26 protein-coding genes are annotated in these 24,638 nt (G+C 62.2%); 19 read left to right on the plus strand and 7 right to left on the minus strand.

Annotated features, from left to right (window positions below):
• Positions 1 to 47 precede the first annotated feature (47 nt).
• Both hflX and AOC05_RS04040 read left to right on the plus strand, forming a co-directional pair.
• Positions 48 to 1,715, plus strand: coding sequence for a GTPase HflX (hflX, locus tag AOC05_RS04035; RefSeq protein ID WP_082357752.1), 1,668 nt, complete (start codon positions 48 to 50; stop codon positions 1,713 to 1,715).
• On the plus strand, positions 1,708 to 3,795 hold the full coding sequence (locus tag AOC05_RS04040; protein WP_082358124.1) for an ATP-dependent DNA helicase: 2,088 nt from the start codon (positions 1,708 to 1,710) through the stop codon (positions 3,793 to 3,795). The genes hflX and AOC05_RS04040 overlap by 8 nt, the downstream gene beginning before the upstream one ends.
• A 100-nt stretch (positions 3,796 to 3,895) precedes the next feature.
• On the opposite strand, the gene lexA is transcribed toward AOC05_RS04040, so the two are convergent.
• On the minus strand, positions 3,896 to 4,639 hold the full coding sequence (gene lexA / locus AOC05_RS04045; RefSeq protein WP_062005895.1) for a transcriptional repressor LexA: 744 nt from the start codon (positions 4,637 to 4,639) through the stop codon (positions 3,896 to 3,898).
• Between the two features lie 297 nt (positions 4,640 to 4,936).
• On the opposite strand from lexA, the gene AOC05_RS04050 reads away from it, so the two are divergent.
• The 7 genes from AOC05_RS04050 (at position 4,937) to AOC05_RS04080 (ending at position 11,198) form a co-directional block, all read left to right on the plus strand.
• A complete protein-coding gene (locus AOC05_RS04050) occupies positions 4,937 to 5,329 on the plus strand; it encodes a LysM peptidoglycan-binding domain-containing protein (protein WP_082357753.1) in 393 nt (130 codons plus the stop codon).
• 65 nt (positions 5,330 to 5,394) lie between these two features.
• Positions 5,395 to 6,492, plus strand: coding sequence for a histidinol-phosphate transaminase (locus AOC05_RS04055; RefSeq protein ID WP_062005897.1), 1,098 nt, complete (start codon positions 5,395 to 5,397; stop codon positions 6,490 to 6,492).
• A 188-nt stretch (positions 6,493 to 6,680) separates the two neighbouring features.
• Positions 6,681 to 7,307, plus strand: coding sequence for an imidazoleglycerol-phosphate dehydratase HisB (gene hisB, locus AOC05_RS04060; RefSeq protein ID WP_062009334.1), 627 nt, complete (start codon positions 6,681 to 6,683; stop codon positions 7,305 to 7,307).
• The gene (gene hisH / locus AOC05_RS04065) at positions 7,304 to 7,984 is read left to right on the plus strand and encodes an imidazole glycerol phosphate synthase subunit HisH (RefSeq protein ID WP_062005899.1); all 681 of its coding nucleotides are present in this window, start codon (positions 7,304 to 7,306) and stop codon (positions 7,982 to 7,984) included. Before hisB ends, hisH begins: the two co-directional genes overlap by 4 nt.
• Positions 7,985 to 8,178: 194 nt before the next feature.
• Positions 8,179 to 8,919 (plus strand): bifunctional 1-(5-phosphoribosyl)-5-((5-phosphoribosylamino)methylideneamino)imidazole-4-carboxamide isomerase/phosphoribosylanthranilate isomerase PriA, encoded by a 741-nt coding sequence (priA, locus tag AOC05_RS04070; protein ID WP_062005901.1) that lies wholly within the window; start codon positions 8,179 to 8,181, stop codon positions 8,917 to 8,919.
• Between the two features lie 5 nt (positions 8,920 to 8,924).
• Positions 8,925 to 9,815 (plus strand): SseB family protein, encoded by an 891-nt coding sequence (locus AOC05_RS04075; protein ID WP_062005902.1) that lies wholly within the window; start codon positions 8,925 to 8,927, stop codon positions 9,813 to 9,815.
• 60 nt (positions 9,816 to 9,875) lie between these two features.
• Complete coding sequence (locus AOC05_RS04080; protein ID WP_062005904.1) at positions 9,876 to 11,198, plus strand: MFS transporter; 1,323 nt, start codon at positions 9,876 to 9,878, stop codon at positions 11,196 to 11,198.
• A 108-nt stretch (positions 11,199 to 11,306) separates the two neighbouring features.
• Here the strand turns inward: AOC05_RS04080 and AOC05_RS04085 are convergent, their stop codons facing one another.
• Positions 11,307 to 11,714 carry a DUF1844 domain-containing protein gene (locus tag AOC05_RS04085; RefSeq protein WP_062005907.1) on the minus strand — a complete coding sequence of 136 codons (408 nt, stop codon included), beginning with the start codon at positions 11,712 to 11,714 and terminating at the stop codon, positions 11,307 to 11,309.
• 324 nt (positions 11,715 to 12,038) lie between these two features.
• Here AOC05_RS04085 and infC point away from each other — a divergent pair, with 324 nt between their 5' ends.
• From infC to AOC05_RS04110, 5 genes are all read left to right on the plus strand, one after another.
• On the plus strand, positions 12,039 to 13,127 hold the full coding sequence (gene infC, locus AOC05_RS04090) for a translation initiation factor IF-3 (protein WP_062005909.1): 1,089 nt from the start codon (positions 12,039 to 12,041) through the stop codon (positions 13,125 to 13,127).
• A gap of 109 nt (positions 13,128 to 13,236) precedes the next feature.
• Positions 13,237 to 13,431, plus strand: a complete 195-nt coding sequence (rpmI, locus tag AOC05_RS04095) for a 50S ribosomal protein L35 (RefSeq protein ID WP_062005911.1) — start codon at positions 13,237 to 13,239, stop codon at positions 13,429 to 13,431.
• Between the two features lie 107 nt (positions 13,432 to 13,538).
• Complete coding sequence (rplT, locus tag AOC05_RS04100; protein WP_062005912.1) at positions 13,539 to 13,922, plus strand: 50S ribosomal protein L20; 384 nt, start codon at positions 13,539 to 13,541, stop codon at positions 13,920 to 13,922.
• 64 nt (positions 13,923 to 13,986) lie between these two features.
• Positions 13,987 to 14,898, plus strand: coding sequence for a TrmH family RNA methyltransferase (locus AOC05_RS04105; RefSeq protein WP_062005914.1), 912 nt, complete (start codon positions 13,987 to 13,989; stop codon positions 14,896 to 14,898).
• An 81-nt stretch (positions 14,899 to 14,979) separates the two neighbouring features.
• The gene (locus tag AOC05_RS04110) at positions 14,980 to 15,846 is read left to right on the plus strand and encodes a cation diffusion facilitator family transporter (protein ID WP_230085649.1); all 867 of its coding nucleotides are present in this window, start codon (positions 14,980 to 14,982) and stop codon (positions 15,844 to 15,846) included.
• A gap of 3 nt (positions 15,847 to 15,849) precedes the next feature.
• On the opposite strand, the gene AOC05_RS04115 is transcribed toward AOC05_RS04110, so the two are convergent.
• Entirely contained in the window at positions 15,850 to 17,103 is a 1,254-nt protein-coding gene (locus AOC05_RS04115) for an MFS transporter (protein WP_154605218.1), read from the minus strand.
• Positions 17,104 to 17,295: 192 nt separating this feature from the next.
• Between AOC05_RS04115 and AOC05_RS04120 the strand changes: the two genes are divergently transcribed.
• From AOC05_RS04120 to AOC05_RS04130, 3 genes are all read left to right on the plus strand, one after another.
• The gene (locus AOC05_RS04120; RefSeq protein WP_062005920.1) at positions 17,296 to 17,727 is read left to right on the plus strand and encodes a (deoxy)nucleoside triphosphate pyrophosphohydrolase; all 432 of its coding nucleotides are present in this window, start codon (positions 17,296 to 17,298) and stop codon (positions 17,725 to 17,727) included.
• 91 nt (positions 17,728 to 17,818) lie between these two features.
• The gene (locus AOC05_RS04125) at positions 17,819 to 18,022 is read left to right on the plus strand and encodes a DUF5302 domain-containing protein (RefSeq protein WP_062005922.1); all 204 of its coding nucleotides are present in this window, start codon (positions 17,819 to 17,821) and stop codon (positions 18,020 to 18,022) included.
• 163 nt (positions 18,023 to 18,185) lie between these two features.
• Positions 18,186 to 18,692 (plus strand): DUF4870 domain-containing protein, encoded by a 507-nt coding sequence (locus AOC05_RS04130; protein WP_062005924.1) that lies wholly within the window; start codon positions 18,186 to 18,188, stop codon positions 18,690 to 18,692.
• A gap of 48 nt (positions 18,693 to 18,740) precedes the next feature.
• Here the strand turns inward: AOC05_RS04130 and AOC05_RS04135 are convergent, their stop codons facing one another.
• Positions 18,741 to 19,892, minus strand: a complete 1,152-nt coding sequence (locus AOC05_RS04135) for an Rv2578c family radical SAM protein (protein WP_082357754.1) — start codon at positions 19,890 to 19,892, stop codon at positions 18,741 to 18,743.
• Positions 19,893 to 20,058: 166 nt separating this feature from the next.
• Between AOC05_RS04135 and AOC05_RS04140 the strand changes: the two genes are divergently transcribed.
• Positions 20,059 to 21,555, plus strand: a complete 1,497-nt coding sequence (locus AOC05_RS04140) for a long-chain-fatty-acid--CoA ligase (RefSeq protein ID WP_062005926.1) — start codon at positions 20,059 to 20,061, stop codon at positions 21,553 to 21,555.
• Between the two features lie 24 nt (positions 21,556 to 21,579).
• On the opposite strand, the gene AOC05_RS04145 is transcribed toward AOC05_RS04140, so the two are convergent.
• From AOC05_RS04145 to AOC05_RS04155, 3 genes are read right to left on the minus strand one after another with little or no spacing between them, the layout of a single operon-like run.
• On the minus strand, positions 21,580 to 22,233 hold the full coding sequence (locus AOC05_RS04145; protein WP_062005928.1) for an SIMPL domain-containing protein: 654 nt from the start codon (positions 22,231 to 22,233) through the stop codon (positions 21,580 to 21,582).
• A complete protein-coding gene (locus AOC05_RS04150; RefSeq protein ID WP_186759233.1) occupies positions 22,230 to 22,742 on the minus strand; it encodes a hypothetical protein in 513 nt (170 codons plus the stop codon). The genes AOC05_RS04145 and AOC05_RS04150 overlap by 4 nt, the downstream gene beginning before the upstream one ends.
• Positions 22,739 to 22,993, minus strand: a complete 255-nt coding sequence (locus AOC05_RS04155) for a hypothetical protein (protein WP_157374893.1) — start codon at positions 22,991 to 22,993, stop codon at positions 22,739 to 22,741. Before AOC05_RS04155 ends, AOC05_RS04150 begins: the two co-directional genes overlap by 4 nt.
• 547 nt (positions 22,994 to 23,540) lie before the next feature.
• On the opposite strand from AOC05_RS04155, the gene pheS reads away from it, so the two are divergent.
• Positions 23,541 to 24,635 carry a phenylalanine--tRNA ligase subunit alpha gene (pheS, locus tag AOC05_RS04160; RefSeq protein ID WP_062005932.1) on the plus strand — a complete coding sequence of 365 codons (1,095 nt, stop codon included), beginning with the start codon at positions 23,541 to 23,543 and terminating at the stop codon, positions 24,633 to 24,635.
• The last annotated feature ends 3 nt before the right edge of the window (positions 24,636 to 24,638 follow it).

Raw genomic sequence — 24,638 nt, forward strand, 5'->3', positions numbered from 1 at the left:
GTGTCGGCGCACGGGACTAAGATTGGTCTAACGCCAATAAGGAGAACATGTCCAACCCATCTGCACCTCACGGTTCCGACGACGCCAACGTCCCCGCCAACGAACCCACAACAGGGCCTGTCGGATCAGGGTCGGCCGGGAACGCGGCCTCGGATCTGTCGGTCGCCGAGATCGAGGCAGTGATTGACAGGATTCTGGCTAAGGACATCGCCGCGTCACGGGCCGTCCGCGCGGAGGTCCGGCTCGACGCCGAGGACCCCCAAGCCACGCCTGCCCCCAGCCACCCCATCATCGGCCAGGCCCAGGCCGTCTCGAACCTTACCTTCGAACACAGCAGCTTCGACGGTGACCAGACTGAACTGGCCGAGCGCAACGCACTGCGCCGCAGGGCCGGGCTGTCCACCGAGCTTGAAGACGTCACGGAGGTTGAGTATCGCCAGCTGCGTCTGGAACGTGTCGTCCTGGCCGGCCTGTGGAGCACCGGGACCATGGCAGATGCGGAGAATTCCCTGCGGGAGTTGGCCGCGTTGGCTGAAACCGCCGGATCCGAAGTCCTCGACGGGATGGTCCAGCGCCGTGCCAAACCAGACCCGGCCACCTACCTGGGAACGGGCAAGGCGGAGGAACTCAAGGAGATCGTCCACGCCACGGGTGCGGACACCGTCATCATCGACGGCGACCTTGCACCGTCCCAACGCCGCACCCTTGAAGAAGTGGTCAAGGTCAAGGTCATTGACCGCACCGCGTTGATCCTTGACATTTTTGCCCAGCACGCCCAGTCACGCGAAGGCCGGGCGCAGGTGGAGCTGGCACAGATGGAGTACCTGTTGCCGCGCCTGCGCGGTTGGGGTGAATCCATGTCCCGCCAGGCCGGTGGCCGGGTCGGCACCGCCGGTGGCGGTATTGGTTCGCGCGGCCCCGGCGAAACCAAGATGGAACTGGACCGCCGGAAGATCCGAACCCGCATGGCGAAGCTGCGCCGTGAAATTGCTGCCATGAAGCCTGCACGGGAGACCAAGCGGGCCAATAGGAAACGCAACTCTGTCCCGTCGGTGGCTATCGCCGGATACACCAATGCCGGAAAGTCCTCCCTGCTGAACAGGCTCACCAACGCAGGCGTCCTGGTCGAGAACGCCTTGTTCGCCACCTTGGACCCCACCGTTCGCAAAACAGAGACCGCCGACGGTCTGGGTTACACCCTTGTCGACACGGTGGGTTTTGTCCGCTCGCTGCCCACCCAGTTGGTTGAGGCCTTCCGCTCCACCTTGGAGGAAGTGGCCGACGCAGACCTGATCCTGCACATTGTTGACGCGTCCCACCCGGATCCCGAGGGACAAATTTCGGCGGTGCGCACAGTGTTCGCCGAGGTTGGTGCGCTGAAAATCCCCGAGATCATCATCTTGAACAAGGTGGACATCGCCGATCCGCTGGTGGTTCAACGCCTGCGACAGCGCGAGCCGCGCAGCGTGGAAGTCTCTGCCCGCACCGGGCAGGGCATGGAGGGACTGCTCGCGGCCATCAGCGACGCCATCCCGCGCCCCGGGGTTGACCTGACACTGCTGATTCCCTACGACCGCGGCGACGTGCTGAACAGATTGCACGGAAGCGATGCCGAGATCCTCAGCATTGAGCACGGCGAAACCGGCACTGTGGCACATGTGCGCGTCCGTGACGACCTGGCCGCAGAAGTGGCACCGTTTGTCCAGCATGGATAAAAGTACTGCCGAAGCCGATGCCTCCACGGCCGATCCTGCACCAACACAAGCCTCAACGGACCAGGCCTCAACTGCTCAGGCCCTGGAACTGCTGGACAGGGCGGTGGAAGCCATGGGCGGCCAACGCCGGGACGGGCAGCATGAGATGGTCCGTCAGGTGGTGGCAGCCATTGAAACCGGCGACCACCTGCTGGTCCAGGCCGGAACAGGCACAGGAAAGTCCCTGGCCTACCTGATTCCGCTAATAGTTCATGCCCTCACGAGTGAAAAACCATCAGTGGTGGCCACGGCGACGCTGGCGTTGCAGGCCCAGATCGTGGGCCGTGACGTGCCCAGGCTGCTCGCTGCCCTGGACCCGCTGCTGCCGCGCCCCATTGACGTCGCCCTGGTCAAGGGCCGAAGCAACTATGTCTGCAAGCACAAATTGGGCGGTGGCTTCCCCACCGAGGACTCCTCCGAGGGGGCACTGTTCAGCCTGGGTGAGGACTCCAGTGTTGTGCATCTGCCAGGTGCCAAGACCGGGCCGACCTCGGCCCTCGGCCGTGAAGTTGTGCGGTTGCGCGAGTGGGCGCAGGACACCGAATCGGGTGACCGCGACGAACTGCTGCCCGGTGTCACGGACAAGGCGTGGCGGCAGGTCTCCGTCACGTCCATGGAGTGCCTGGGCGCGCAAAAGTGTCCCCTGGCCGAGATCTGCTTCTCCGAAATGGCCAGAGCCAAGGGAGCCGTGGCGGACATTGTGGTCACCAACCACGCCATGCTGGCGATCAGCGCCTTTGAGGGAATCGCGGTGCTGCCGGACTACGACGTCGTGGTGGTGGACGAGGCGCACGAACTCCAGGACCGTGTGACAGGTGCCGTCACCGGCCAGCTCTCTGTCCAGATGGTCCAGGCGGCGGCCTCAAGCACACGCAAACACACGGGCGTCTCCGTGGACGCGCTCCATGCGGCCGGCAATGCCCTGGATCTGGCCTTTGCAGCAACGCCGTCCGGGCTGCTACCCAACGGTCTGAACGAGACCCACTCGGCAGCCATCGAACAATTGCGGGACGCCGCACGCGTGGCTTTATCTGACTCCAAACCGGAGGGTTCGGCCGCCGTCGACGGTGGCCGGTCCATTGCCCGTTCCCGGTTGAACCTAGTCTTTGACCTGTGTGAGCGGATGTTGGCTGCCCAGGACGCCCGTGAAGTTCTCTGGGCGTCACGGGTAGGTAGCTTCACCCCCGGCCAGGGCTATCAAAAGGCGGATGAGGGCGAACCTCCCGTCATCAGCATCGCCCCGCTCAGTGTCGCCGGAAAATTGCGGGAGGGTCTGTTTGCCGACCATACGGTGATCCTGACCTCGGCAACACTGGCCATTGGCGAGTCGTTCCAGGCCACCGCCGGGGGGCTGGGTTTGTTGGGTGCCAACGCGCCGAACTGGACCGGTGCCGACGTCGGCTCCCCCTTCGATTATCCAAAGCAAGGCATGCTGTACGTTGCGGCGCACCTGCAAAAGCCCGGGTTCGGAAATTCTCCGGAGCAGTTGGCCGAGCTGGAGGCACTGATCACTGCCGCAGGGGGAGGGACGCTGGCGTTGTTCTCCTCACGCCGTGCGGCCGAGGACGCTGCCGAAAAGCTGCGCAAGAAGCTCAAGGTCAAGATTCTTTGTCAGGGAGACGCCTCGATCGCCGGCCTGATCAAGGAATTTGCCGAGGAACCCGACACCTGCCTTTTTGGCACCATGTCCTTGTGGCAGGGAGTTGATGTGCAGGGGGCCTCCTGCCGGCTGGTGGTCATTGACAGGATCCCGTTCCCCCGTCCCGACGATCCGCTGGTCACGGCACGGGCCAGGGCCGTGGCCCAAAGCGGGGGGGACGGCTTCATCGCCATCTCCGCAACCCATGCGGCTATTCGCCTGGCCCAGGGCGTGGGCCGGCTTATCCGCTCTAGCAGTGACAGGGGAGTTGTGGCGGTCCTTGATTCCCGCCTGGCCAACGCCAGCTACGGCGGGTTCCTGCGGGCCGCCCTGCCACCTTTTTGGTCCACCAAGGACAGGGCCGTGGCCCTGTCGGCGCTAGAGCGGCTCTCCGGCAAGTAGCCCGGCACGGCCTCGGGATGGTGGGTGCCGGCACCCGCAGCGAGCCACGCACGACAAAGCGCCCCGAGCATTGCCCGGGGCGCTTCTTCGTTGGCATTTGCTAGAGGCTGCGCAGCACCGAGACGACCTTGCCCATGACAGTGGCGTTGTCGCCCAGGATGGGCTCGTAGCGGGTGTTCTGCGGCAACAGCCAGGTGTGGCCATCACGCTGGCGAAACGTCTTGACAGTGGCCTCATCCTCGAGCAGGGCGGCCACAATATCACCATTGTTGGCGGTGTTCTGGCGCCGGATAACAACCCAGTCGCCGTCACAGATGGCGGCGTCAATCATGGAGTCGCCAACCACCTTGAGCATAAAGAGCTCGCCGCTGCCGACGATCTGGCGCGGCAACGGCATGATGTCATCGACCATCTGATCGGCCAGGATAGGACCGCCGGCGGCGATCCGTCCCACCAGCGGAACGAATGCCGTGTCCGAGGAACTGCTGAGTTGTGCAAAATTCAGGCCGTTGGAACTGCGGACCTGCTCCGGTGAGCTCACACCCTCAATGGCAACCACGCCGTCGTCAAGGACGAGGGGAATGAGAACTTCCATGGCACGTGGACGCTTGGGATCACGACGCAGGTAGCCGTGCCGCTCCAACTGGGTGAGCTGGTGGGTGACGCTGGAAAGGCTTGCCAATCCCACGTCGTCGCCAATTTCACGCATGGACGGCGGGTAACCCTTGTCAGCAATAGAGCGCTGGATGCACTCAAGGATCTTCTTTTGGCGGACCGTCAGACCCTTCATGCCGGCCCTGCTCGGTGCCTGGGGGATGCGGTGCGGAGGTTCTGGGAGCGTCATGATCCTTCGGTCCTTTCGTGGATGCCACTAATAATGTCAGTGCCTGCTGGTGGACTGCTTTCAGAGGCGAATCCTTACCCTCAAGATTAAGCCAGAAAAGTGGGAATTTCAAACATTTGTTCTAGCGAGTCTTGTCAGGAGTCGTCAATAGATGCTAAAACAGTAGTAGCGAGTTAGAACATACGTTCTATCGAACAAATTGTTTATGGAAGTTTTGCTCCTGCGGAACGACTGGGACGCCCCGCCTGGTGGGCTCCCACGGGAAGAAACTTCACGGTGTGAAAAGGAGCCTTAGTCATGAGCGCATTGGTGATTTCAACAATTGGACGTCCCGTCCTTGCAGCAACCCCCGGCGCCGCGCCCCTGCGGCTGACCCGGCGAGGGCGCATGATCCTGCTCGGCATTCCGGCCCTGCTGCTCAGCACAGTGCTCGTATTCTCGGTGTTGGCCCTGCTCCTGGGAGCCCTGGCCAGTCCTGCCAACGCCGCCACAAAGTTCAGCCCCATCGACATGGCGGACTACGCAACCACTGTCACGGTCTTGCAAGGCGAGAGTCTGTGGTCCATTGCGGCTGCCAGCGATTCAAGCCGCGATGTTCGAGAAGTCGTGGGTGAGATCGTGGCCTTGAATGAGCTGACCACCAACGTGGTGCAGGCAGGCCAGCAACTGTTTGTCCCGAACCCCAAATAGCCAAATGGTCGGACGTTACCTGTCACAAGTTCAGTCTTGACGTCCACGGCACTTAAACTAGTCCCATGGATCAGTTTGAACGCCTCAGCCAATTACCGCTCCGCGACGATCTGCGCGGACAACATCCCTACGGTGCCCCGCAAATCGACGTTCCTGTTTTGCTCAACGTCAACGAGAACACCTTTGGTGTTCCGCTGGACGCCAAGGAAGCAATCTTGAAGGCCGTCGCGGATGAACTTGACGGCTTGAACCGCTACCCTGATCGGGAGTTCACCGAACTTCGTAGGGCCCTGGCGGCATACTTGGGCCACGGGATGACTCAGGAGAACATCTGGGCCGCCAATGGCTCCAACGAGGTTCTGCAGCAATTGCTCCAAGCTTTTGGTGGACCCGGCCGGAAAGCCATGGGCTTTCCCCCCACGTACTCCATGTACCCCCTGCTCGCCAGCGGTACAGGCACCGGCTTCGTGACGGGGACCCGCGCCGCAGATTACAGCCTCAGCCCAGAATCGGCCGCCGAACAAGTACGCGCGCAAGCTCCCCACATAATATTCTTGTGTTCGCCCAATAACCCGACGGGCACCGCCCTGGGACGTGACGTTGTGGAGGCCGTTTACGAAGCCGGAGAAGCGTCGCAGGCGATCGTGATCGTCGATGAGGCCTACATGGAGTTCTCCCATGAGGGAACCCCCAGTGCACTGTCCTTGCTGCCGGGCAGGCCCCGCCTGGTTGTCTCGCGCACCATGAGCAAGGCCTTTGCCCTGGCCGGGGCACGAGTGGGCTATATGGCGGCCGCCCCTGAAGTCGCCGACGCGGTCCGCCTTGTTCGTCTGCCCTACCACCTGTCCGCCATCACCCAGGCCACAGCCGTGGCTGCCCTGCGAAACTCCGATTCGCTCTTGGCAAATGTCGAAGCCATCAAGATTCAACGGGATCGGATCGTGGACGAACTGACACGCATCGGTCTGACCCCGGCACCGTCGGACTCCAACTTTGTTTTCTTTGGTGGTCTCGAGGACCCCCGCTCGGTCTGGGAAGGTCTGCTGGCGGCCGGGGTGCTCATCCGTGACGTGGGCATTGCTGGCCACCTGCGTGTCACTGCCGGCACGGAACAGGAAACCACCGCTTTTCTTTCCGGACTCCGTGCCATCCTGGCCACCTAACCGCCACTTTTCGACGGCGTCGTTCCGGCGAGCCCACGCCCGGGAAAGCTCGGGGAGTGGGCGGCTTTGGGCAGAAGCAGCCACTCTCTTCTAAACTGGTGGAACACGACGACTTGTTTCACCTTCCTTCCGCGCAGGGTCATGCTCCCTGGCGGCCGGACACCACCGAATCAAAGGATGCTTTTATCATGACCGAGAACAGTCGGCAGCCTGGCCAGGGACGCACCGCACGCCTTGAACGTGGCACCAGCGAATCCCATGTGCTCGTTGAAATCAACCTGGACGGCACAGGTGTTTCAGAGATTGACACCTCGGTGCCGTTTTACGATCACATGCTCACTGCCCTGTCCAAACACTCCTTGATCGACATGAAAATCAAGGCCACCGGGGACACCCACATTGACGTGCACCACACGGTGGAGGATGTGGCCATCTCACTGGGCGAGGTCCTTCGGGTGGCCCTGGGCGATAAGGCAGGTATCCGTCGATTTGGCGAAGCCACGGTGCCGCTGGATGAGGCTTTGGCGAACGCGGTTGTCGATGTGTCCGGGCGCCCCTACCTGGTGCACGGTGGCGAGCCCGCCGGGCAGGAGTACCACTTGATCGGCGGCCACTTTACGGGCTCACTGACCAGGCACGTCTTTGAGGCCATCACCTTGCACGCACAAATCTGCCTGCACATGACGGTGATTGCCGGCCGCGATCCGCACCACATCGTGGAAGCCCAGTTCAAGGCGTTTGCCCGGGCCTTGCGCTCTGCCGTGGAATCGGATCCTCGCGTCACCGGAATCCCGTCCACGAAGGGTCTTTTGTGAGCGCCGAATCCCCCGACACAACCGGCAGTCCCAAACCGACGGTCACCGTCCTTGACTACGGCTCCGGAAACGTTCGATCGGCCGTCAGAGCGTTGGAACGTGCAGGCGCGCAGGTCACCCTCAGCGCCAAACCCGATGACGTCTTGAACGCTGACGGGTTGGTTGTTCCCGGCGTGGGCGCGTTCGGCTCGGTCATGGCGGAGCTGAAAGGTGTTGACGCTTTGCGCATGATCGGGCGCCGTGTCGCTGGCGGGCGCCCGGTGCTGGGCATCTGTGTTGGTTTGCAGGTGCTGTTCGACGCCAGCGTGGAACACGGCGTGCGTGAGAACGGCATGGGGGAGTGGCCGGGGACGGTAGAACTTCTGCCGGCCACCGTGGTCCCGCACATGGGCTGGAACACGGTCACAGTGCCGGAAGGGTCAATGCTGTTTGAGGGCGTCGAGGCAGAGCGTTTTTACTTTGTGCACTCCTACGGGGTGCAAAAGTGGGACTTCGATGTGGCCCAGCCCAAAATGAAGCCCCCCATGGTGACCTGGTCCGAACACGGTGCACCCTTCATTGCTGCGGTGGAAAACGGTCCGTTGTGTGCCACTCAGTTCCACCCGGAGAAGTCAGGCGACGCCGGTGCCCGGTTGCTGCGTAACTGGGTCCAGTCGCTTCGAAAAGGGGCACGCTAGATGTGGTCTTTACTCTTGATGGGCCTTGCCGGCCTTCTCATCGGCGGTTGCTACACGTTTTACCAGCAAAAGTCGCCGCGCTGGATTCCTATTAGTTTTGCTTTTCTTGCCGTCATGGCATTGCTGGCCGCGTACTTGTTCACGCTCTAGAGCCGGCGTGCTTCACCCCATTCACCACATACGTTGAGGACCCGATGACCACCACAGCCCCCATCCTGGAATTGCTGCCCGCCGTTGATGTTGCCGACGGGCAGGCCGTGCGCCTTGTCCAAGGCGAGGCCGGTTCGGAAACCTGCTATGGCTCCCCGCTCGAGGCGGCCATGAACTGGCAGAACGACGGCGCACAATGGGTTCACCTGGTGGACCTGGACGCTGCTTTTGGCCGGGGCTCCAACCTGGCACTGATGCGCGACGTCGTGCAAGCGCTCAGCGTCAAGGTGGAGCTGTCCGGCGGCATCCGTGACGACGCCTCGTTGGAAGGGGCCCTGGAACTCGGTGTCGCCCGTGTCAACTTGGGGACTGCGGCCCTAGAAAACCCGGAGTGGACGGCCAAGGTCATCGAACGCTTCGGTGAGAAGATCGCCGTCGGACTTGACGTCCGCGGCACCACGCTGGCAGGACGCGGCTGGACCAAGGAAGGCGGGGACCTCTGGGAGGTTCTGGCCCGTTTGGAAGACGCAGGGTGTGCCCGCTACGTGGTCACCGACGTCACCAAGGATGGCACCTTGCGCGGCCCCAACGTGGAACTGTTGCGTGAAATGTGCGCCCGCACGTCCAAGCCCGTGGTGGCCTCGGGCGGGATTTCTAGCCTTGAGGACCTGCGCGTGCTGCGCGAACTCGTGGGCGACGGTGTAGAGGGCGCCATTGTCGGCAAGGCCCTGTACGCCGGAAAATTCACCTTGCCCGAAGCCCTTGACGTGGCTGGCCGCCGCTAATCATCATGCCTGAAGCTTCCAAGAAACAGTTGCCGGCACACATTGCATCAGCCTTGGCCGGGGCCGGCGGAGCCACTGACTCCGCCGGCCGGCCATGGACTGGACGGGCGCTGCCTGAGGGGGAGCGGTACCACAACTTTCAGGACGACGACGGTTCCGCCGACCCCCGCTTCATGGAGGCCATGGTGCAGCTGCTTGCCGGGACCGGGGCCGAGTCCGACGTGGTCGCCTCCCTCGCCACGGCACGAGTCTTTATCCCCATCGTCGCCCAGCTGGCTGAGCAGGCGGTGGGGGAGCACGGCCTTGTCTCCGACAAGGAATCGGACATGGCATTGGTAACGGTTCAGGCACCGGACGGTCGGCGGGCGTTACCGGTGTTCACCCACTCCGAAGCCTTGAAGCGGTGGCTCCCAGAGGCCCGACCCGTTGCCGTGTACACCGCCCGGGCGGCACTGTCAGCTGTCGCCGAGGAGGCTCAGCTGCTGGTCTTGGACCCCGGTTCGGAAAGACCGTTTGTGGTGCGCCGTCCCGCCATGTGGGCGCTGGCGCAGCAACAGGATTGGGTTCCCAGCTATGCCGACAGCAGCGTGACACAGGTATTACTGGACTCTGTGTCGGCCGTGGGCAACCCCGCAGTGGTGGGTATTTCCGCTGGCGCCGGCCAGGGCATAGAATCCCTGTGGGACAATAAAACTGAACCGTCTGGACGGTTAGTGGCTGGCGGAGGTGTCGGCCCCGAACTGGCCGTCACTATCACCTTGCTACCGGGGCTCGATCAGCTGGCCGTGGCAGGTGTTCTGAACGCGTTGCAGAATTTCTGGGCCGGGAACGAGTATTTTGCCCAGGCCGTTGATTCGATCAAAGTGCGGTTGCGTCACCCCGGCCCCAACGGCTAACACCATCGCAGCGTGGCCCTGGCGCTCTCTTGTGATGGATCACAAGAGAGAAGTATTGACGTGAATTTTGCCAGCTACCGCGAGATCCTCGCGGTCGGCTCCGTGCGCCGGCTGATTTTGATAGCCATGATCGCCCGGATCCCGCACGCCGCGGCAGGCGTGCTGTTGACGCTACACGTGGTGCAGACCATGGGCCTTTCCTACGCTGCTGCTGGCGGCGTTGCCGCGGCCATCACTATCGGCATGGCTGTCGGTGCACCATGGCGCGGACGGCAAGTTGATATCTACGGGCTGCGACGGGCGCTGATCCCCTCGGTCATCGCCGAGGTTCTCGTCTGGTCGGTCGCCCCGTTCCTGAGCTACCAGTTGTTAGTGATTGCCGCGGTGATAGGCGGGCTCTTCGCCGTCCCGATCTTCTCTGTGGTCCGCCAGGCACTTGGTGTCATGGTTCCGCAGGAGCAACGTCGGACGGCCTACGCCCTGGACTCCATGGGTGCGGAAATAACGTTCATGGTAGGTCCGGCCGCCGGTGTGATGCTCGCGACAACCATTCACACCGTGGTGGGCCTGATCATCATCGGGGTGTCCTCGGCCCTGGCTGGCCTGTTGCTGATGTGGACAAATCCGCCCACACGTACGGGCCAACCGGGCGCGTATGTCGCCAAGACGGCCAGCCCGGTAGTTGTCCTTGATGGTGGCCTGGTGAAGATCGTCGAAGGTAGCACCAAGATTTCCGGCAATGTCTTTGGCAATTTCTGGGGAAACACCCGCAATAACCTCTCATGGGTGAACCTGTCGGTGTTAGCGGTCCTGGGTGCCTCTCTCGGTGCGGGTCTGGTGCTCTCGGGCACCGACGTCGGCATGGTGGCCACGCTGCGGGCCACCGACCAGGTGGGCGATCTGGGTATTGTGTTCTTCTTCTGGTGTGGCGCGTCACTGCTCGGTGGATTGATCTATGGAGCGCTGAAACGATCCATCAACCCGCTTTGGCTGCTTGGCGCCATGGCCATACTGACCATCCCCATGGGATTCGCCACGAATGCCTGGACCCTTGGACTGCTGTCCATCCTGCCGGGCATGCTGTGCGCACCGGTGTTGACCTCCAGCGCCGAACACATCGCCGATCTCGTGGAGGAGCGCCGCCGCGGGGAGGCCATGGGCTGGTATGGCTCATCCATGACCATCGGTAGCGCCATGGGAGCCCCATTTGCCGGGGCCATGATTGACAGCATCGGCCCTTGGGCTGGGTTTGTCATTATTGGTGTCATCGCCGGCGCCTTGGCCGTGTCAGGTCTTCTGGTGCAGCGGGTCCTTCGAAACAGAAGGACAGTAAGCACTTTGGATGACTTCGAGGACCTTCTCGGTGAGGCCGAGCCGGTCTAGCGCCAAAGACCGTTGAGGGGGCACATCTCCCTACGGGAGATGTGCCCCCTCAACGGTGCCCTCAACGGTGCCCTCAAGGGTGGGCCCTCAACGTGGGCCTGGAAGGTGCTAGTTGACTGCTCCGGTGAACTTTTCGCCCGGACCCTTGCCCGGCGCGTCGGGAATGGTGGAGGCTTCACGGAACGCCAGCTGCAAGGAACGCAGGCCGTCACGCAACGGTCCTGCGTGCTGGCTGCCGATCTCCGGGGCAGCGGCGGTGATAAAACCGGCCAATGCCGTAATTAATTTGCGGGCCTCGTCCAGGTCTTTCAACTCTTCGGCATCCGGTCCTGCTGCCAGGCCGCACTTGACTGCTGCAGCGCTCATCAGGTGCACGGCCGCCGTCGTAATCACTTCAATGGCGGGAACTTCGGCAATGTCGCGGGTCTGGAAAGACGCGTCGGCGAGGTCCTGAGCTTCGTCGGGGGCTGCATTAAAGCTGTGTCGGGTGTCCGAATTATTATCTGGGGTACTCATACTGCTAAGCTTGTCACAGACCGACTGAGTGTGCTTACTTGAACGCGGTGAAAACCCCGTGATTTTGTACGCATTTAGTTTGCAAGTGGAGTCCTCTCCCACCTTTCGACCCAGCAATGGCGTTGTCTGGTTCAGGTTGGCGCCTTTCATGTGAAGGTGAACCGCCCCTCAGCAATGAGGCCGTGCGGGCCAATCTATCAGGGCCTCCGATTGCATCAGCAATAGGAGGCCTTCTTCTTTGCTGGTGGAGTTCATCTTTCTTTGAGTCATCAGGAGTCACACATTAGCGAGCCACGCATCAATGATCGTATCCGCGTCCCCGAGGTGCGGTTGGTAGGGCCAGCAGGCGAACAAGTAGGAGTCGTCCGAATTGAGGATGCCCTCCGTTTAGCTGCTGAGTCAGACTTGGATCTGGTTGAGGTAGCACCGACGGCCAAGCCACCGGTGTGCAAACTGATGGACTTCGGTAAGTATAAGTACGAGGCCGCCGTCAAGGCGCGTGAAGCCAGGAAGAACCAGACGAACACCGTTCTGAAGGAAATCCGCTTCCGCCTCAAGATTGACGTCCATGACTACGAGACCAAGCGTGGCCATGCACTGCGCTTCCTCGGTACCGGTGACAAGGTCAAGGCCATGATCCAGTTCCGTGGCCGTGAGCAGCAGCGTCCAGAGATGGGTATCCGCCTGCTCCAGAAGTTTGCCGCAGACGTTGCCGAGGTTGGCATTATCGAGTCGAGCCCGCGCATTGACGGCCGCAACATGGTCATGGTGATCGGCCCGTTGAAGAACAAGGCTGAAGCCAAGGCAGAGGCACGCCGCAACCAGCAGCGCGCCGACGCGAAGGCCCACAACGAGGCAGTTGCCAATGGCACCGCCCGCGTTGACGTTGACCGCGACAACAAGGCCCCCATGACGCAGTCCCTGGCGGACCTGCTCCCTGAGGGCATGCAGTTGAGCAGCGGCGAGGGCGATACCGTCGTCGAGATCATCGATACAACGGTTGCTCCGGAAGCGGACGTCGTCGAGGTTGTTGCTGATGTGGTCCCCGCCGCGGAGGAAGCCGAGAAGGTCAGTGCACCGGTTGAAGCCGCTGCGCCCGCCGTCGAGCCCGCTCCCGTGGCCAAGGCCCCCACAGCAAAGGCCCCCGTCAAGGCGCCTGCCGCGGTGAAGCCTGCAACTAAGGCTCCGGCCGCAGTCAAACCGGTAGTTGCCAGGCCCGTTGTTGCCGCTAAGCCGGTTGCAGCGCCCAAACCGGTGACCGCCAAGCCGATTCCGATGCCCAAGCCGGTGCCGAAGCCGGTTGTAGCCAAGCCTGCAGCCAAGCCCGCGGCGAAAGCCGCAGCAAAAACGGCTGCGAAGCCCGCCTCTGCAAAGAGCGAGCCGGCAGTCGAATCCACAGACTCAGCTGAATAAGGTTTTTTGTACTTTTTCAGCGGTGAATATACACGCCCACAGTGACCCAACCAGTCGCTGCAAGAGAACCACAGGCAGCGCCGGTGGATACGTAAGGAGACAGGTCCTCATGCCTAAAATGAAGACACACAGTGGTGCCAAGAAGCGATTCAAGCTCACCGGTTCCGGCAAGCTCGTTCGCCAGCAGGCCAACCGCCGCCACTACCTGGAGCACAAGCCTTCCAGCTTGAAGCGTCGCCTCAAGGGTGACCTGCTGGTCGCTAAGGCAGATATCCGCAACATCAAAAAGATGCTCGGTATCTAATTTCGCAAGTCAATTGGTTTTTGGCCCGTTCTGGTCCTCAAACCATTCCATAAAAGCCTTCCCCGGCATGATTGGCTTGGGATCTTTAAACTTGAAGGAGTACGCACGTGGCACGTGTGAAGAGGGCTGTAAACGCCCATAAAAAGCGTCGGGTTGTTCTTGAGCGCGCAAAGGGTTACCGCGGACAGCGTTCGCGCCTGTACCGTAAGGCCAAAGAGCAGCTGCTGCACTCGTTTGTATACAGCTACGGTGACCGCCGCAAGCGCAAGGGCGACTTCCGTCGCCTCTGGATCCAGCGTATCAACGCTGCCTCACGCGCCAACGGACTGACCTACAACCGCTTGATCCAGGGCCTGAAGGCTGCTGAGATCGAGGTTGACCGTCGCATGCTCGCTGACCTGGCCGTCAACGACGCCGGTGCCTTCGCCGCACTGGTGAACATCGCCAAGGCTGCCCTGCCTGCAGATACCTCTGCGCCGGTAGCCAAGTAACACCATCTTTGCCGCGGAGCCTCTGGTTCCGTATTCATGGCCGTGGACTGCTAAAGTCCTTAGCATGAGTGAACCCGGGCGCCCGCCAGCAGATGCAATGACAAACCCTCGCGCAGATCGAGTGAGGGACGTTGCAAAGCTGGCCGGGCGCTCGGGCCGTTTAAAGCGCGAACAGTTCTTTGTAGAGGGGCCGCAGGCCGTCCGTGAAGCGTTGCAGGCGCACAAGGAGTGCATGGATGCTGGCGGAAGCCCCATCGTTGAATCGGTCTATGCGTCCGTGGAGTGCCTCAAAAGGCATCCCGAACTGCTTGAGCTAACCGGGTACCGTAATTCCAAACTGCACATCCGTGTGGCCAGTGACATGGTCCTTTCCGCCATGACCGACACTGTCACCCCCCAGGGCGTTGTGGCGGTATGCAACTTCATTGACGTGCCGCTGGAAGAAGTCCTTGCCGCCAAACCCAAGATCATTGCCATGCTCTGCCAGGTCAGGGACCCCGGCAATGCCGGAACAGTTTTGCGGGCCGCGGATGCGGCAGGGGCCGATGCCGTGATCTTTTCCAATTCCAGCGTAGACATCTATAACCCCAAGGCGGTGCGGTCCACAGCGGGTTCCCTTTTTCACCTGCCTGTGGTGCGCGGCGTGGACCTGGCCGACGTGGTTGCCGCCGCCAAGGCGGCAGGGCTGGGCGTATTGGCTGCTGACGGCTATGGACAGCTGAACCTGGACCTGCTTCAGGATGAGAGTGCGGCCAGGGCTTTCGAACAGCAGATCCCCGATTCCCAGTACTCATTGGAGCAGCCCACTCTCTGGCTGTTTGGCAACGAGGCCCAAGGCCTGGCCGGCGAGGAGATGGCATTGGCCGACCACCGTGTGGCCGTTCCGGTTTACGGCTCCGCGGAGTCACTAAACCTGGGCACCGCTGCCACAGTGTGTCTCTACGCAAGCGCCCGCGCCCAGCGCCGAGCTGACTGAGAGGACCCCACCGTGGCTCATGAAAGCGGCAGCAGCAGGGCTATAATCGCTGCCTTGATTGCAAATCTGTCCATTGCCGCCATGAAGTTCCTGGCGTACCTGCTCACCTTGTCTTCCTCGATGCTGGCCGAGTCTATCCACTCCCTGGCGGACTCCGGAAATCAGCTGCTGTTACTGGTGGGCGGCAAGCAGGCCAAACGTCAGGCCAGCCCCGAACATCCTTTTGGCTATGGCCGTGAACGGTATGTCTATGCGTTCCTGGTCTCCATCATCTTGTTCAGCGTGGGCGGCATGTTTGCCCTCTATGAGGCGTATTCCAAATGGCAGCACCCGCATGGCATGGAGCCCCAATGGGCGTGGGTGCCCCTGGTGGTGCTGGTGGGTGCCATCATCATGGAGGGCCGCTCCTTCACGGTGGCCATCAAGGAATCCAACCTCACCCGCGGGTCCAAGAGCTGGGGCCAGTTCATTAAGACGGCCAAGGCGCCCGAGCTGCCGGTCATCCTGCTGGAGGACGCCGCCGCCCTGCTGGGCCTGGTCTTCGCCCTGTTTGGGGTGAGCATGACCATTGCCACTGGCAACGGTCTGTGGGATGCCCTTGGCACCGGCCTGATCGGCGTCCTGCTGGTCTGCGTTGCCGTCATCCTGGCTCTTGAGACAAAGTCGTTGCTGTTGGGGGAATCGGCCACCGTCGACGACGTCCGGGCCATCGAGGCCGCCCTGGTCGGTCCCGGAGTCAGCCGGATCATCCACCTCAAAACGCTCCACCTGGGCCCGGAAGAGCTGCTGGTGGCGGCCAAAATCGCCATTTCCGAGTCGGAGACCGGCGCCCAGATCGCGGCAGCCATCGACGCCGCCGAGAAGCGAGTGCGCAGCGCCGTGCCCATCGCCGCGGTGATCTATCTAGAGCCGGACATTTACTCCGAAGCGAAGGCGCCCCAGCCTTAGCTGCTAGTCAGCCGCCCGGGAGGGAACGACGGTGTGGGGTTCGTTGTGCGCCGTCGGACGGGGCTTGAGCTTGTCCAGAAAGCCGCTGAACAGGGCAATGCCCAGGCCCAGAACGGCCAGGACGGCTCCGACCAGCGCCGGAGCCGTGTAACCCCAACCCCAGGTGATGACCAGGCCTCCGGCGAAAGCGCCGAGGGCGTTGGCCATGTTCAACGCCGAATGGTTCAGGGAGGAGGCCAAAGTGGGCGCGCCGGGGGAGACGTCCAGCAGGCGGGTCTGTAGAGACGGGACCAGCATGGACCCGGAGGCACCGATCACAAAGATCATGATCAAAGCCATCCACTGGATGTGGACCGAGACGGCATAAATCACCAGTGACACGGAAATGAACCCCATCATGGCGTAAATGCTGCCCATGACTGACCAGTCGGCCATCCGCCCGCCGACCAGGCTGCCGGCCACCATGCCGAGCCCGTACAGTCCGACGATGACTGGCAGGAATGTGGAGGGGAAACCGGCGACGTCGGTCATGGTGTTCGCAACATACGTGTACACGGCAAAGAAGCCGCCAAAGCCCACCACGCCCACCAGCAGAGTCAGCCACACCTGGCCCCGCCGCAGTGCGCTGAGCTCGCCGCGGATGCTGGCGTCGGGGTGGGCCTTCTTGGCAGGTACGAGGAAGGTGATGGCGACTATCGTGACCAGGCCGATGGCTGCGACCATGACGAACAACCAGCGCCACCCCAGTTGCTGGCCCACATAGGTGGCCAGGGGTACGCCCAGGACGTTGGCCACGGCGAGTCCCATCATGACCATGGCGATGGCGTGGCCGCGTTTGGTGGGTGCCACCAGTGACGCGGCCAGCACGGCGGCGACACCGAAGTACGCGCCGTGCGGCAAGCCTGCGATGAACCGGGACACCAGCAACATGGTGTAGTCCTGGGCGAACACCGAGGATAAGTTCCCAAGTGTGAACAGCACCATCAAGCCCAAGGCCAGCACCTTGCGGGGCATCTTGGCGCCAATGGCCACCAGAACCGGCGCGCCGACCACCACGCCGAGAGCGTAGGCGGAGATGACGTGCCCGGCCTCGGGGATGGAAATCCCTACGCCCTCTGCAACATTGGGCAGCAAACCCATCATGGCGAACTCGGTGGTGCCGATACCAAATCCACCAATGGCCAGCGCGAGGATGGCCCAGGCGGCAATGGTTGCGGGGTCGCGTCTGGCAGCTGGCGGGGATGGAAGTGTAGTCATGGGAGCTTTCACAAAAGAGGGACTGTGCAGGGCCCGGCACGAGCGTCATCGGTGGCAACGGGTGAATATGCCCACTGTGGGGCTGCACGTGCCGGCGTTCCCGGGCGTGTGCTTCTCCTAGTCTAGTTTGATCTGGCCAGTCAAAAAGGCGAGAGGTCATAAACTAGGCACGTGAGATCCTCTGAACAAAACATGCCCAAGCAAATAGTCGGCGGCGCCGTAGTTGACTCCCTCGACCGGCCCACCAGACTCCTGGCCGCCCGGCGCACTGCCCCGCCAGAGTTTGCCGGCATGTGGGAATTTCCCGGCGGAAAAATTGAGCCGGGCGAGAGTCCACAGGAAGCCCTGCAACGGGAACTGCTGGAGGAACTGGGTGTGAAGGTACACCTGGGCGCGGAACTGGAGGGTCCGACGTCGGACGGGTGGCCCTTGAGCATCAAGGCCTCCATGCGCGTGTGGCTCGTTGAAGTGAGACAAGGAATGCCTGCCCCGCTTGAAGACCATGACGAGCTGCGCTGGGTGGAGCTGATGGGCGCACAGTTGTTGGAGCTGCCATGGATTCCAGCTGACCGGCCCATTGTGCGGGCACTCGTTGCAAGAGTCAGCGTCGACGCTCAAGACTGACGCCGGGGCACTGCCTGCGGGGAAGGGGTGTTCGATTCGGTGACGCCTGTGCCAGACTGGTGACTACCAAAGATCTTTAGGAGGTTGTGCAGTGACATCGAACGGACAACACAACGACGAAACACCGGCAGCAGTCGGTGGTGCCAGCGAAGAAGTGAAAGAAAAATTTCGCCAAGCACTGGAGAACAAAAAGAATCAGCACCACGGGAGCGTGGAGGCCGCCAACGGGGCCAAGATCAATGCCCAACACGGCGCAGCATCACACAAGCGCGAATTCCGCCGCAAAAGCGGATAAGGGAAAACCGTGACTCGGTAGTATAGAAGGTGGTGGGATCGGCAGCGGTCTCGCCACCTTCTTTTTCGTCCAGGTTGGCCCCGAGACGCGGGCATACACGCCAGGCGTGTACACCGCCTTCGGCTGAGTAGATAATGAATACCCACCACTGAGGAGTGAACGCATGAGCGATAACAATTCGCCAACACCGCCCGTTGAACCGACACCTCCTGGCTACGATGCCCCGGCAACCTCGCCGGTTCCACCCGCGTACCAGCAGCCTGTGCAGCAGCAGCAGCCGTACGGCCAGCCGCCGGTTCCACCCGCGTACCAGCAGCAGCCCTACCAGCAGCAGCCCTACCAGCAGCAGACAATGGCCGACCCCGCAAGCGCGGTGACCCTGAACTACTGGCTGTCGGTGTTCTTCTCCTGGATTCCGGCCTTGATCTTCTTCCTGACAGAAAAGGGCAAGAACGGTTTTTCCGATGAGTACAACAAGGCGAACCTGAACTTCTCGATCCTGCGAGGCATCACCGGCTTGTTGGTCGTGATTCCCTACGTTGGCGTTATTTTCGGTTTCCTGGCATTAGCCCTGTTCATCATCCACATCATCGCCGCCGTTGACGCGCCGAAGAAATTCCGCAGTGGCCAGCCGTACAAGTTCCCGTTCAACATCGCCTTCATCAAATAGGCCTTCACCCCGTAACCCCTTAGGCGGGACAGGGGAGCGGTGCTCTGCCTAAAACAAGGTGGGTGCCCGGTCTGCAGAAGCAGGAGACACCATGGTGTCTCCTGCTTCTTTGGGTGTGGGGATGCCCCTGAAACCTGATCCGGCCAGTGGCTTTGTTGGCATGCTGCCCTGCGGGTATTGGGCTTCTTCCTGCCGGGGGTCGTGAATGAACCCCTGGGCTGCCAGGCCGTTGCGGGCCTTGGCTTCATTGACCCTGGCAGCAAGCCATTGGCGGTAGTCCTTGGTGGCGTAGGCCCCCGTCCCATACAGGCGTTGGTAGCGCCCCACCAGGGTCGGATGCTCCTTGGCCAGCCACTTCATGAACCATTCGCGCGTCCCCGGGCGCAAGTACAGTGCGCCGGCACTAACCCCGGTGGCGCCGGCCCGCGCCAGGGCAGCAAAGAGGGCGTCCAAAGACTCCTGGGAGTCGCTGAGCCACGGCAAAATGGGCATGGCCATGACCCCGCAAGGAAGCCCTGCATCGCGCAGCTTGCTGATCAGGGCCAGTCTGGTCTTGGGGGAGGGTGTGCCTGGCTCGATGGCGGCGGCAAGCCGTTCGTCCAGCAGGGCAAGGGAGATGCCCATGCCCACGCTGACGTGCCGGCCCGCTTCCCGCAGCAGCGGGATGTCCCGGGCCAGCAGTGTCCCTTTGCTGAGGATGGAAAAGGGGGTGCCGGAATCGGCCAGGGCGCCAATGATTCCTGGCATCAGCTTGTAGCGGCCCTCGGCCCGCTGGTAAGGGTCGGTGTTGGTGCCCAAGGCAACATGGGGTCGTTGCCAGGAAGGCTTGTTCAATTCCTTGCGCAACACCTCGGCAACATTGACCTTGACCACCACTTGGGAGTCGAAGTCCACGCCGGCGTCAAAGTCCAAATAGGTATGGCTCTTGCGGGCAAAACAGTACACGCAGGCGTGGGAGCAGCCGCGGTAGGGATTGACCGTCCACTCAAAGGGCATGGTGGACGTTGCAGGGACCTTGTTCAGTGCACTCTTTGAGAGCACCTCATGGAAGGTGATTCCGGCAAACTCGGGCGTCCGCACGCTTTTCACCAGACCGGACAGGGGCAAGAGTTGAACGGGACCCGGTCCTGCCGATCCTTGGTCTGTGGGGGGCTGATCCGGGAAGAGGGGCTGGTCGAGTTGTTGAGTGGTCCACCGCATAGCAATATTAGAACATATATTCTAATAGTTGACAATGCGACACTACCGCTCAGTCATTACTCGCCGGTAAAATATGTCGCAGCTTACATTGTTGGGCACTAGGCTGGTGCAACGGGGCAAGGGTGCCCCGTTGCTCAACTTCAGCTTCCCAACACCAGGAGTCGATATGACAAATTTGGCCACGATCGTGGGCACCTCGGCGCAGCGAAACCCCGCCGGTATCGCGATCAAGATGGACGATATTGAAATTTCCTTCGGGGCCTTGGAAATGCTCAGTGCGAAAGTGGCCGGATTGCTCGCATCGCGGGGCGTGAAGCGCGGGGACCGGGTTGCGCTTATCTCCCCGAACCTGCCGCAAATGCCCGCCATTTACTACGGCATCCTGCGCTATGGCGCCATCGTGGTTCCCCTGAACCCGCTCCTGAAGTCCCGCGAGGTGGCCTACCACTTGACCGACTCCGGTGCCACACTGGCTTTTGCCTGGGAAGGTGTCATGGGAGAAGTTGCCGGTGCTGCGCAGGAAACCGGCACAGCGATCATCCCCATCAACGCTGAGCTTATGGGCTTGATCGCCGCTGCGGAACCTCTCTCGGAGGTGGCTGCCGCGGAAAAGGACGACACCGCCGTCATCCTTTACACCTCAGGGACCACGGGCAAGCCCAAAGGGGCCGAACTAACCCATGAAAACCTGCGCAGCAACGCCGAAGTCTCTGTCAGTTTGTTCAGCAGCCAGGACGGTGATGTCATCTTTGGTGGTCTGCCATTTTTCCACATCTTCGGTCAAACGTGTGCGTTGAACTCAGCAGTGATGGCCGGAGCCACCGTGACCATCCTGCCCAAGTTCGATCCGGTCAAGGCGCTGGAAATTATCCAGCGCGACAAGGTCACCATCTTTGAAGGTGTGCCTACTATGTACATTGCGTTGCTGAGGACGCCGGGGCGGGAAAACTATGACATGTCCAGCCTGCGGCTAGCGGCCTCCGGCGGCTCCCCGTTGCCGCTGGAGGTCCTACGTGAATTTGAAAGCACCTTTGGTGCCACCATGCTCGAAGGCTACGGCCTCTCGGAGACCTCCCCCGTCATCACCTTCAATCAGATGGACGGCATCCGCAAGCCAGGATCCGTCGGCACCGCGGTGACGGGCGCCCAGCTGAGGGTCCTGGACGATGCCGGCAACGACGTCGAACCCGGGACAGTGGGGGAGATCGCCGTCGCCGGGCCGTACATCATGAAGGGGTACTGGAACAATCCCGAGGCGACGGCGGCGGCCATCCCCGACGGCTGGTTCCGCACAGGGGATCTGGGGCGTGAGGACGAGGACGGGGTCTTCTTCATCGTGGACCGCAAGAAAGACATGATCCTGCGTGGGGGCTACAACATTTACCCGCGAGAGGTGGAGGAGGTCCTCTATGAGCACCCGGCAGTGGCTGAGGCCGCCGTGGTGGGCCGCGCCGACGACGTCCATGGCGAAGAGGTGTACGCTGCGGTGTCGCTGAAGCCGGCGGCCGAAGGGGCCGAGGACCCGGAGGCGCTCGCCGCCAGCATCCGGGACTTCGTCAAGGAGCGGGTGGCCGCGTATAAGTACCCGCGCAAGGTCATCATCATGGACACGCTGCCCAAGGGCCCCACGGGCAAGATCCTCAAGCGCGAAATCGTCATCTAGTCCGATCCTTGGTGGAGTGGAGGGCTAGGAAAGCGCCCAGGTGGCGGTGACCGTGGCGCTGACATTGCTTTGGCCCGGCTCAATCTTCATGGCCTCACCGCCACTGGCCATCATGGCCCGGGCCATGACAGGTGCCGGGCCGCCGCCGTGTTCCTGGCCTTCGGTGATGGCGAGCACCGGGCCAAGGGTCTTTCCGGCTAGCTGCGCGAAGAGTACAGCGGCGCGCGTGGCGTCGGCCCACGCCACGGTCCGTGCTGCATCCTGGGCTGCTGAGGGATCGGACATGGCAGGGGAAAGACCGTTGAGCCGGACACTGTCGTTTCCGGTGTCAACGACGGCGGCGATGATCTCCTCGGCGGCCTCGTCATAGCGCAGCAAAACGTTCACGGTGGCGGAGACCGTGTAGCCGGTGACGATGGAACCGATTCCGTCCTGCCACCGCGTATCCACCCGGACGTCCAGGGAGGAGGAGCTGATGACGTTCCGGGCAACCCGGTGGGCCAGGAGTTGTGCCTGCACGGCGTTCATGGCCTCGCTGGCACCGGCATAGGCTTCCTTGACCGTGGCACGCTGGGCCTCAATGCCGATGTTGATGTGGAAGTAGTCGGGCGCGGCCGTCACGGTGCCGCGGCCCGTGACGGTGACCGTATTTGACGTGGATGCTGTGGACTCGCTCATGGTTGTGGCCTCTCTTGGTTGCCTGCGCTGCTCCCTGATGTTCTTCTTGCTTTGGACAACGCCGCAGTGTGAAAAAGGTTCCGCAGGGCAGGGAGCCAGGTAATAGTGGGCAGGTCTCGGTAGCCGCCAAGGGCCAGCCCGGCGTTGCGTTCAAAGAAGTTTCGGCTCCCCGGATCGCCCGTGCGCCACAGCGACCAGGCAGCGCAGGCCGCGTAGAGCGGAAGGAAGGGCAGACCCAGACACCAGGCGTATTGCGTCGCGTGCCGGGATTCATGCTTCAACAGGTCCGGACGTGAGTCAATGAAAGCCCGGTCTGCCCGGTAAAAAATCATGTTCCCCACCACAAAAGCGCCTGCCAGCGGGAACTTGGGCTGGTAATTGACGCCGAAAACCAGGCCCTGTGGCCCCGCCACCACCCGGGTGCGCGTGAGCGCCGCCAACAGGAAGCCAGCGGCCGTGGACAGGTTGAGCCCGTTGGCCACCTGACGAACGCGCAGGGAGGCCCTCACGGGGCGGTCGCCAACGGCTGCGGGCCGGGCGGTGGCTCCTTCTCCTGTATGGGGCCGTCAAGATAGCGCGTTTCGCGAACTTCCAGCGCGGCCAGCGCCTGGGAGCTGCCGGGCTTGGTCTTGTTGCAGACGTCCAACGGCCATTGGACATGAACGTCCATCCCGGAGGCATCCACCAGCCACAGATCGGCCACAATCTGCATGTCCGCCGTGCAGGGGTCCCCGTTGGAGACGTCGCTTGGTTCAGCCAACGCCAACAATAGTGCCGAGAAATCTCCGGAGAAGCAATCCTGCCTGATTTTTAGTCGGGCTGGGTCTGAAGTCTCCGAGAGCCCCCCCAAAGTCCACGCTGCACTTGATCGCCTCCAGGGGCACGAAACCTTCCGGGACACTGCCCTTGGTCGACGCCGGATCAGTCGGCGCTGCGCCAGCAAAATTCGTTGCGGTTGACAAACAGTCGTAACCATCCTGAACCGTTGCCGCTTCAAACTGATAGTGGCTCGACGCCCCGGGCAGGACGCCGCATGCTCCCAAGAACAGCGTGAGGGGAAGCAGGAACGCCAAGGGGGTGCCCGGCGTCGTACTTCTACGGCTGGGGAGAGAGCGGACGGGCATGAGCCGAGCCTAGCAACTTAGCTGTGGGAGGGGGATGGGCCAGCGGTAAAGAGTCCATACCGATTAAGTGCTCGATGGTTTGGCGGGTAATTCAAAACAGACACGCCCCGTCAACTAGACTGGTTCCGGCGGGAGGAGCTACCCCGCCGCTTACTCGCACACGAGCTTAGGTAAAAACAGTAGATGTCAGAGATGCCCCAGAAGACGGCTGAAACGCCCGAACCGACCACCGAACCCGCAACGGTCCCGGACCCGCTTGACGAAACCGCCATTGGCGCCGCTGTGGAGTCCGCGCTCGCAGCCTTTGCTACCGCGTCTACCCTAGATGAGCTGAAGACCGCCCGTCTGGGGCACACCGGCGAAAAGTCGCCGCTGAGCCTGGCCAACCGTGAGATCGGCGGGCTGTCCAAGGAATTCAAGGCTGCCGCCGGCAAGCTCATGGGGGCCTCCCGTGGACGTGTCGCCAAGGCGCTCGCAGCCCGCACCGAAGTGCTGGAGGCGGAGCACGCCGCCCGCATCCTCGTGGAGGAGACCGTGGATGTCACGGCCGCGCCGCGCCGCCGCCGCGCCGGTGCCCGCCACCCCCTCTCCACCCTGCAGGACCGCGTCTGCGACATCTTCGTGGGCATGGGCTGGGAAATCGCCGAGGGCCCGGAGCTGGAATCGGAGTGGTTCAACTTTGACGCGCTGAACTTCAAGCCTGACCACCCGGCCCGTGAAATGCAGGACACTTTCTTCGTGGAGCCCCCGGAAGCCCACCTGCTGCTGCGCACCCACACCTCCCCGGTGCAGGTCCGTTCCCTGCTGGAACGTGAACTTCCCGTCTACGTGCTGTGCCCCGGCAAGGTGTTCCGCACCGACGAGCTCGACGCCACCCACACCCCAGTCTTCCACCAGTTCGAGGGCCTGGCCATCGACAAGAACCTGTCCATGGCAGACCTACGCGGCACACTGGAGCACTTTGTGCAGCAGCTGTTCGGCTCAGAGGCCATCGTCCGGTTGCGCCCCAATTTCTTCCCTTTCACCGAGCCGTCGGCTGAGCTGGACGTTTGGCACCCCGGCGCCAAGGGCGGCCCGCGCTGGATCGAGTGGGGCGGCTGCGGCATGGTCAACCCGAATGTGCTTCGCGCCGTCGGGATCGACCCGGACGAGTATTGCGGATTTGCCTTCGGCATGGGCATCGAGCGCGCTCTGATGTTCCGCAACGAAGTGGCCGACATGCACGACATGATCGAGGGCGACGTACGATTCAGCGAACACTTTGGGATGGAGATCTAAGTA

The organism is Arthrobacter alpinus (assembly GCF_001294625.1).
In the GTDB taxonomy this organism is placed as follows: domain Bacteria; phylum Actinomycetota; class Actinomycetes; order Actinomycetales; family Micrococcaceae; genus Specibacter; species Specibacter alpinus_A.

What these genes read in the sequence shown, in the direction of transcription:
- hflX (WP_082357752.1), top strand. Translation starts at nt 48, where the DNA reads ATGTCCAACCCATCTGCACCTCACGGTTCCGACGACGCCAACGTCCCC.
- AOC05_RS04040 (WP_082358124.1), top strand. Translation starts at nt 1,708, where the DNA reads ATGGATAAAAGTACTGCCGAAGCCGATGCCTCCACGGCCGATCCTGCA.
- lexA (WP_062005895.1), bottom strand. Translation starts at nt 4,639, where the DNA reads ATGACGCTCCCAGAACCTCCGCACCGCATCCCCCAGGCACCGAGCAGG.
- AOC05_RS04050 (WP_082357753.1), top strand. Translation starts at nt 4,937, where the DNA reads ATGAGCGCATTGGTGATTTCAACAATTGGACGTCCCGTCCTTGCAGCA.
- AOC05_RS04055 (WP_062005897.1), top strand. Translation starts at nt 5,395, where the DNA reads ATGGATCAGTTTGAACGCCTCAGCCAATTACCGCTCCGCGACGATCTG.
- hisB (WP_062009334.1), top strand. Translation starts at nt 6,681, where the DNA reads ATGACCGAGAACAGTCGGCAGCCTGGCCAGGGACGCACCGCACGCCTT.
- priA (WP_062005901.1), top strand. Translation starts at nt 8,179, where the DNA reads ATGACCACCACAGCCCCCATCCTGGAATTGCTGCCCGCCGTTGATGTT.
- AOC05_RS04075 (WP_062005902.1), top strand. Translation starts at nt 8,925, where the DNA reads ATGCCTGAAGCTTCCAAGAAACAGTTGCCGGCACACATTGCATCAGCC.
- AOC05_RS04085 (WP_062005907.1), bottom strand. Translation starts at nt 11,714, where the DNA reads ATGAGTACCCCAGATAATAATTCGGACACCCGACACAGCTTTAATGCA.
- rpmI (WP_062005911.1), top strand. Translation starts at nt 13,237, where the DNA reads ATGCCTAAAATGAAGACACACAGTGGTGCCAAGAAGCGATTCAAGCTC.
- AOC05_RS04105 (WP_062005914.1), top strand. Translation starts at nt 13,987, where the DNA reads ATGAGTGAACCCGGGCGCCCGCCAGCAGATGCAATGACAAACCCTCGC.
- AOC05_RS04110 (WP_230085649.1), top strand. Translation starts at nt 14,980, where the DNA reads ATGAAGTTCCTGGCGTACCTGCTCACCTTGTCTTCCTCGATGCTGGCC.
- AOC05_RS04115 (WP_154605218.1), bottom strand. Translation starts at nt 17,103, where the DNA reads ATGACTACACTTCCATCCCCGCCAGCTGCCAGACGCGACCCCGCAACC.
- AOC05_RS04120 (WP_062005920.1), top strand. Translation starts at nt 17,296, where the DNA reads ATGCCCAAGCAAATAGTCGGCGGCGCCGTAGTTGACTCCCTCGACCGG.
- AOC05_RS04130 (WP_062005924.1), top strand. Translation starts at nt 18,186, where the DNA reads ATGAGCGATAACAATTCGCCAACACCGCCCGTTGAACCGACACCTCCT.
- AOC05_RS04135 (WP_082357754.1), bottom strand. Translation starts at nt 19,892, where the DNA reads ATGCGGTGGACCACTCAACAACTCGACCAGCCCCTCTTCCCGGATCAG.
- AOC05_RS04140 (WP_062005926.1), top strand. Translation starts at nt 20,059, where the DNA reads ATGACAAATTTGGCCACGATCGTGGGCACCTCGGCGCAGCGAAACCCC.
- AOC05_RS04145 (WP_062005928.1), bottom strand. Translation starts at nt 22,233, where the DNA reads ATGAGCGAGTCCACAGCATCCACGTCAAATACGGTCACCGTCACGGGC.
- pheS (WP_062005932.1), top strand. Translation starts at nt 23,541, where the DNA reads ATGTCAGAGATGCCCCAGAAGACGGCTGAAACGCCCGAACCGACCACC.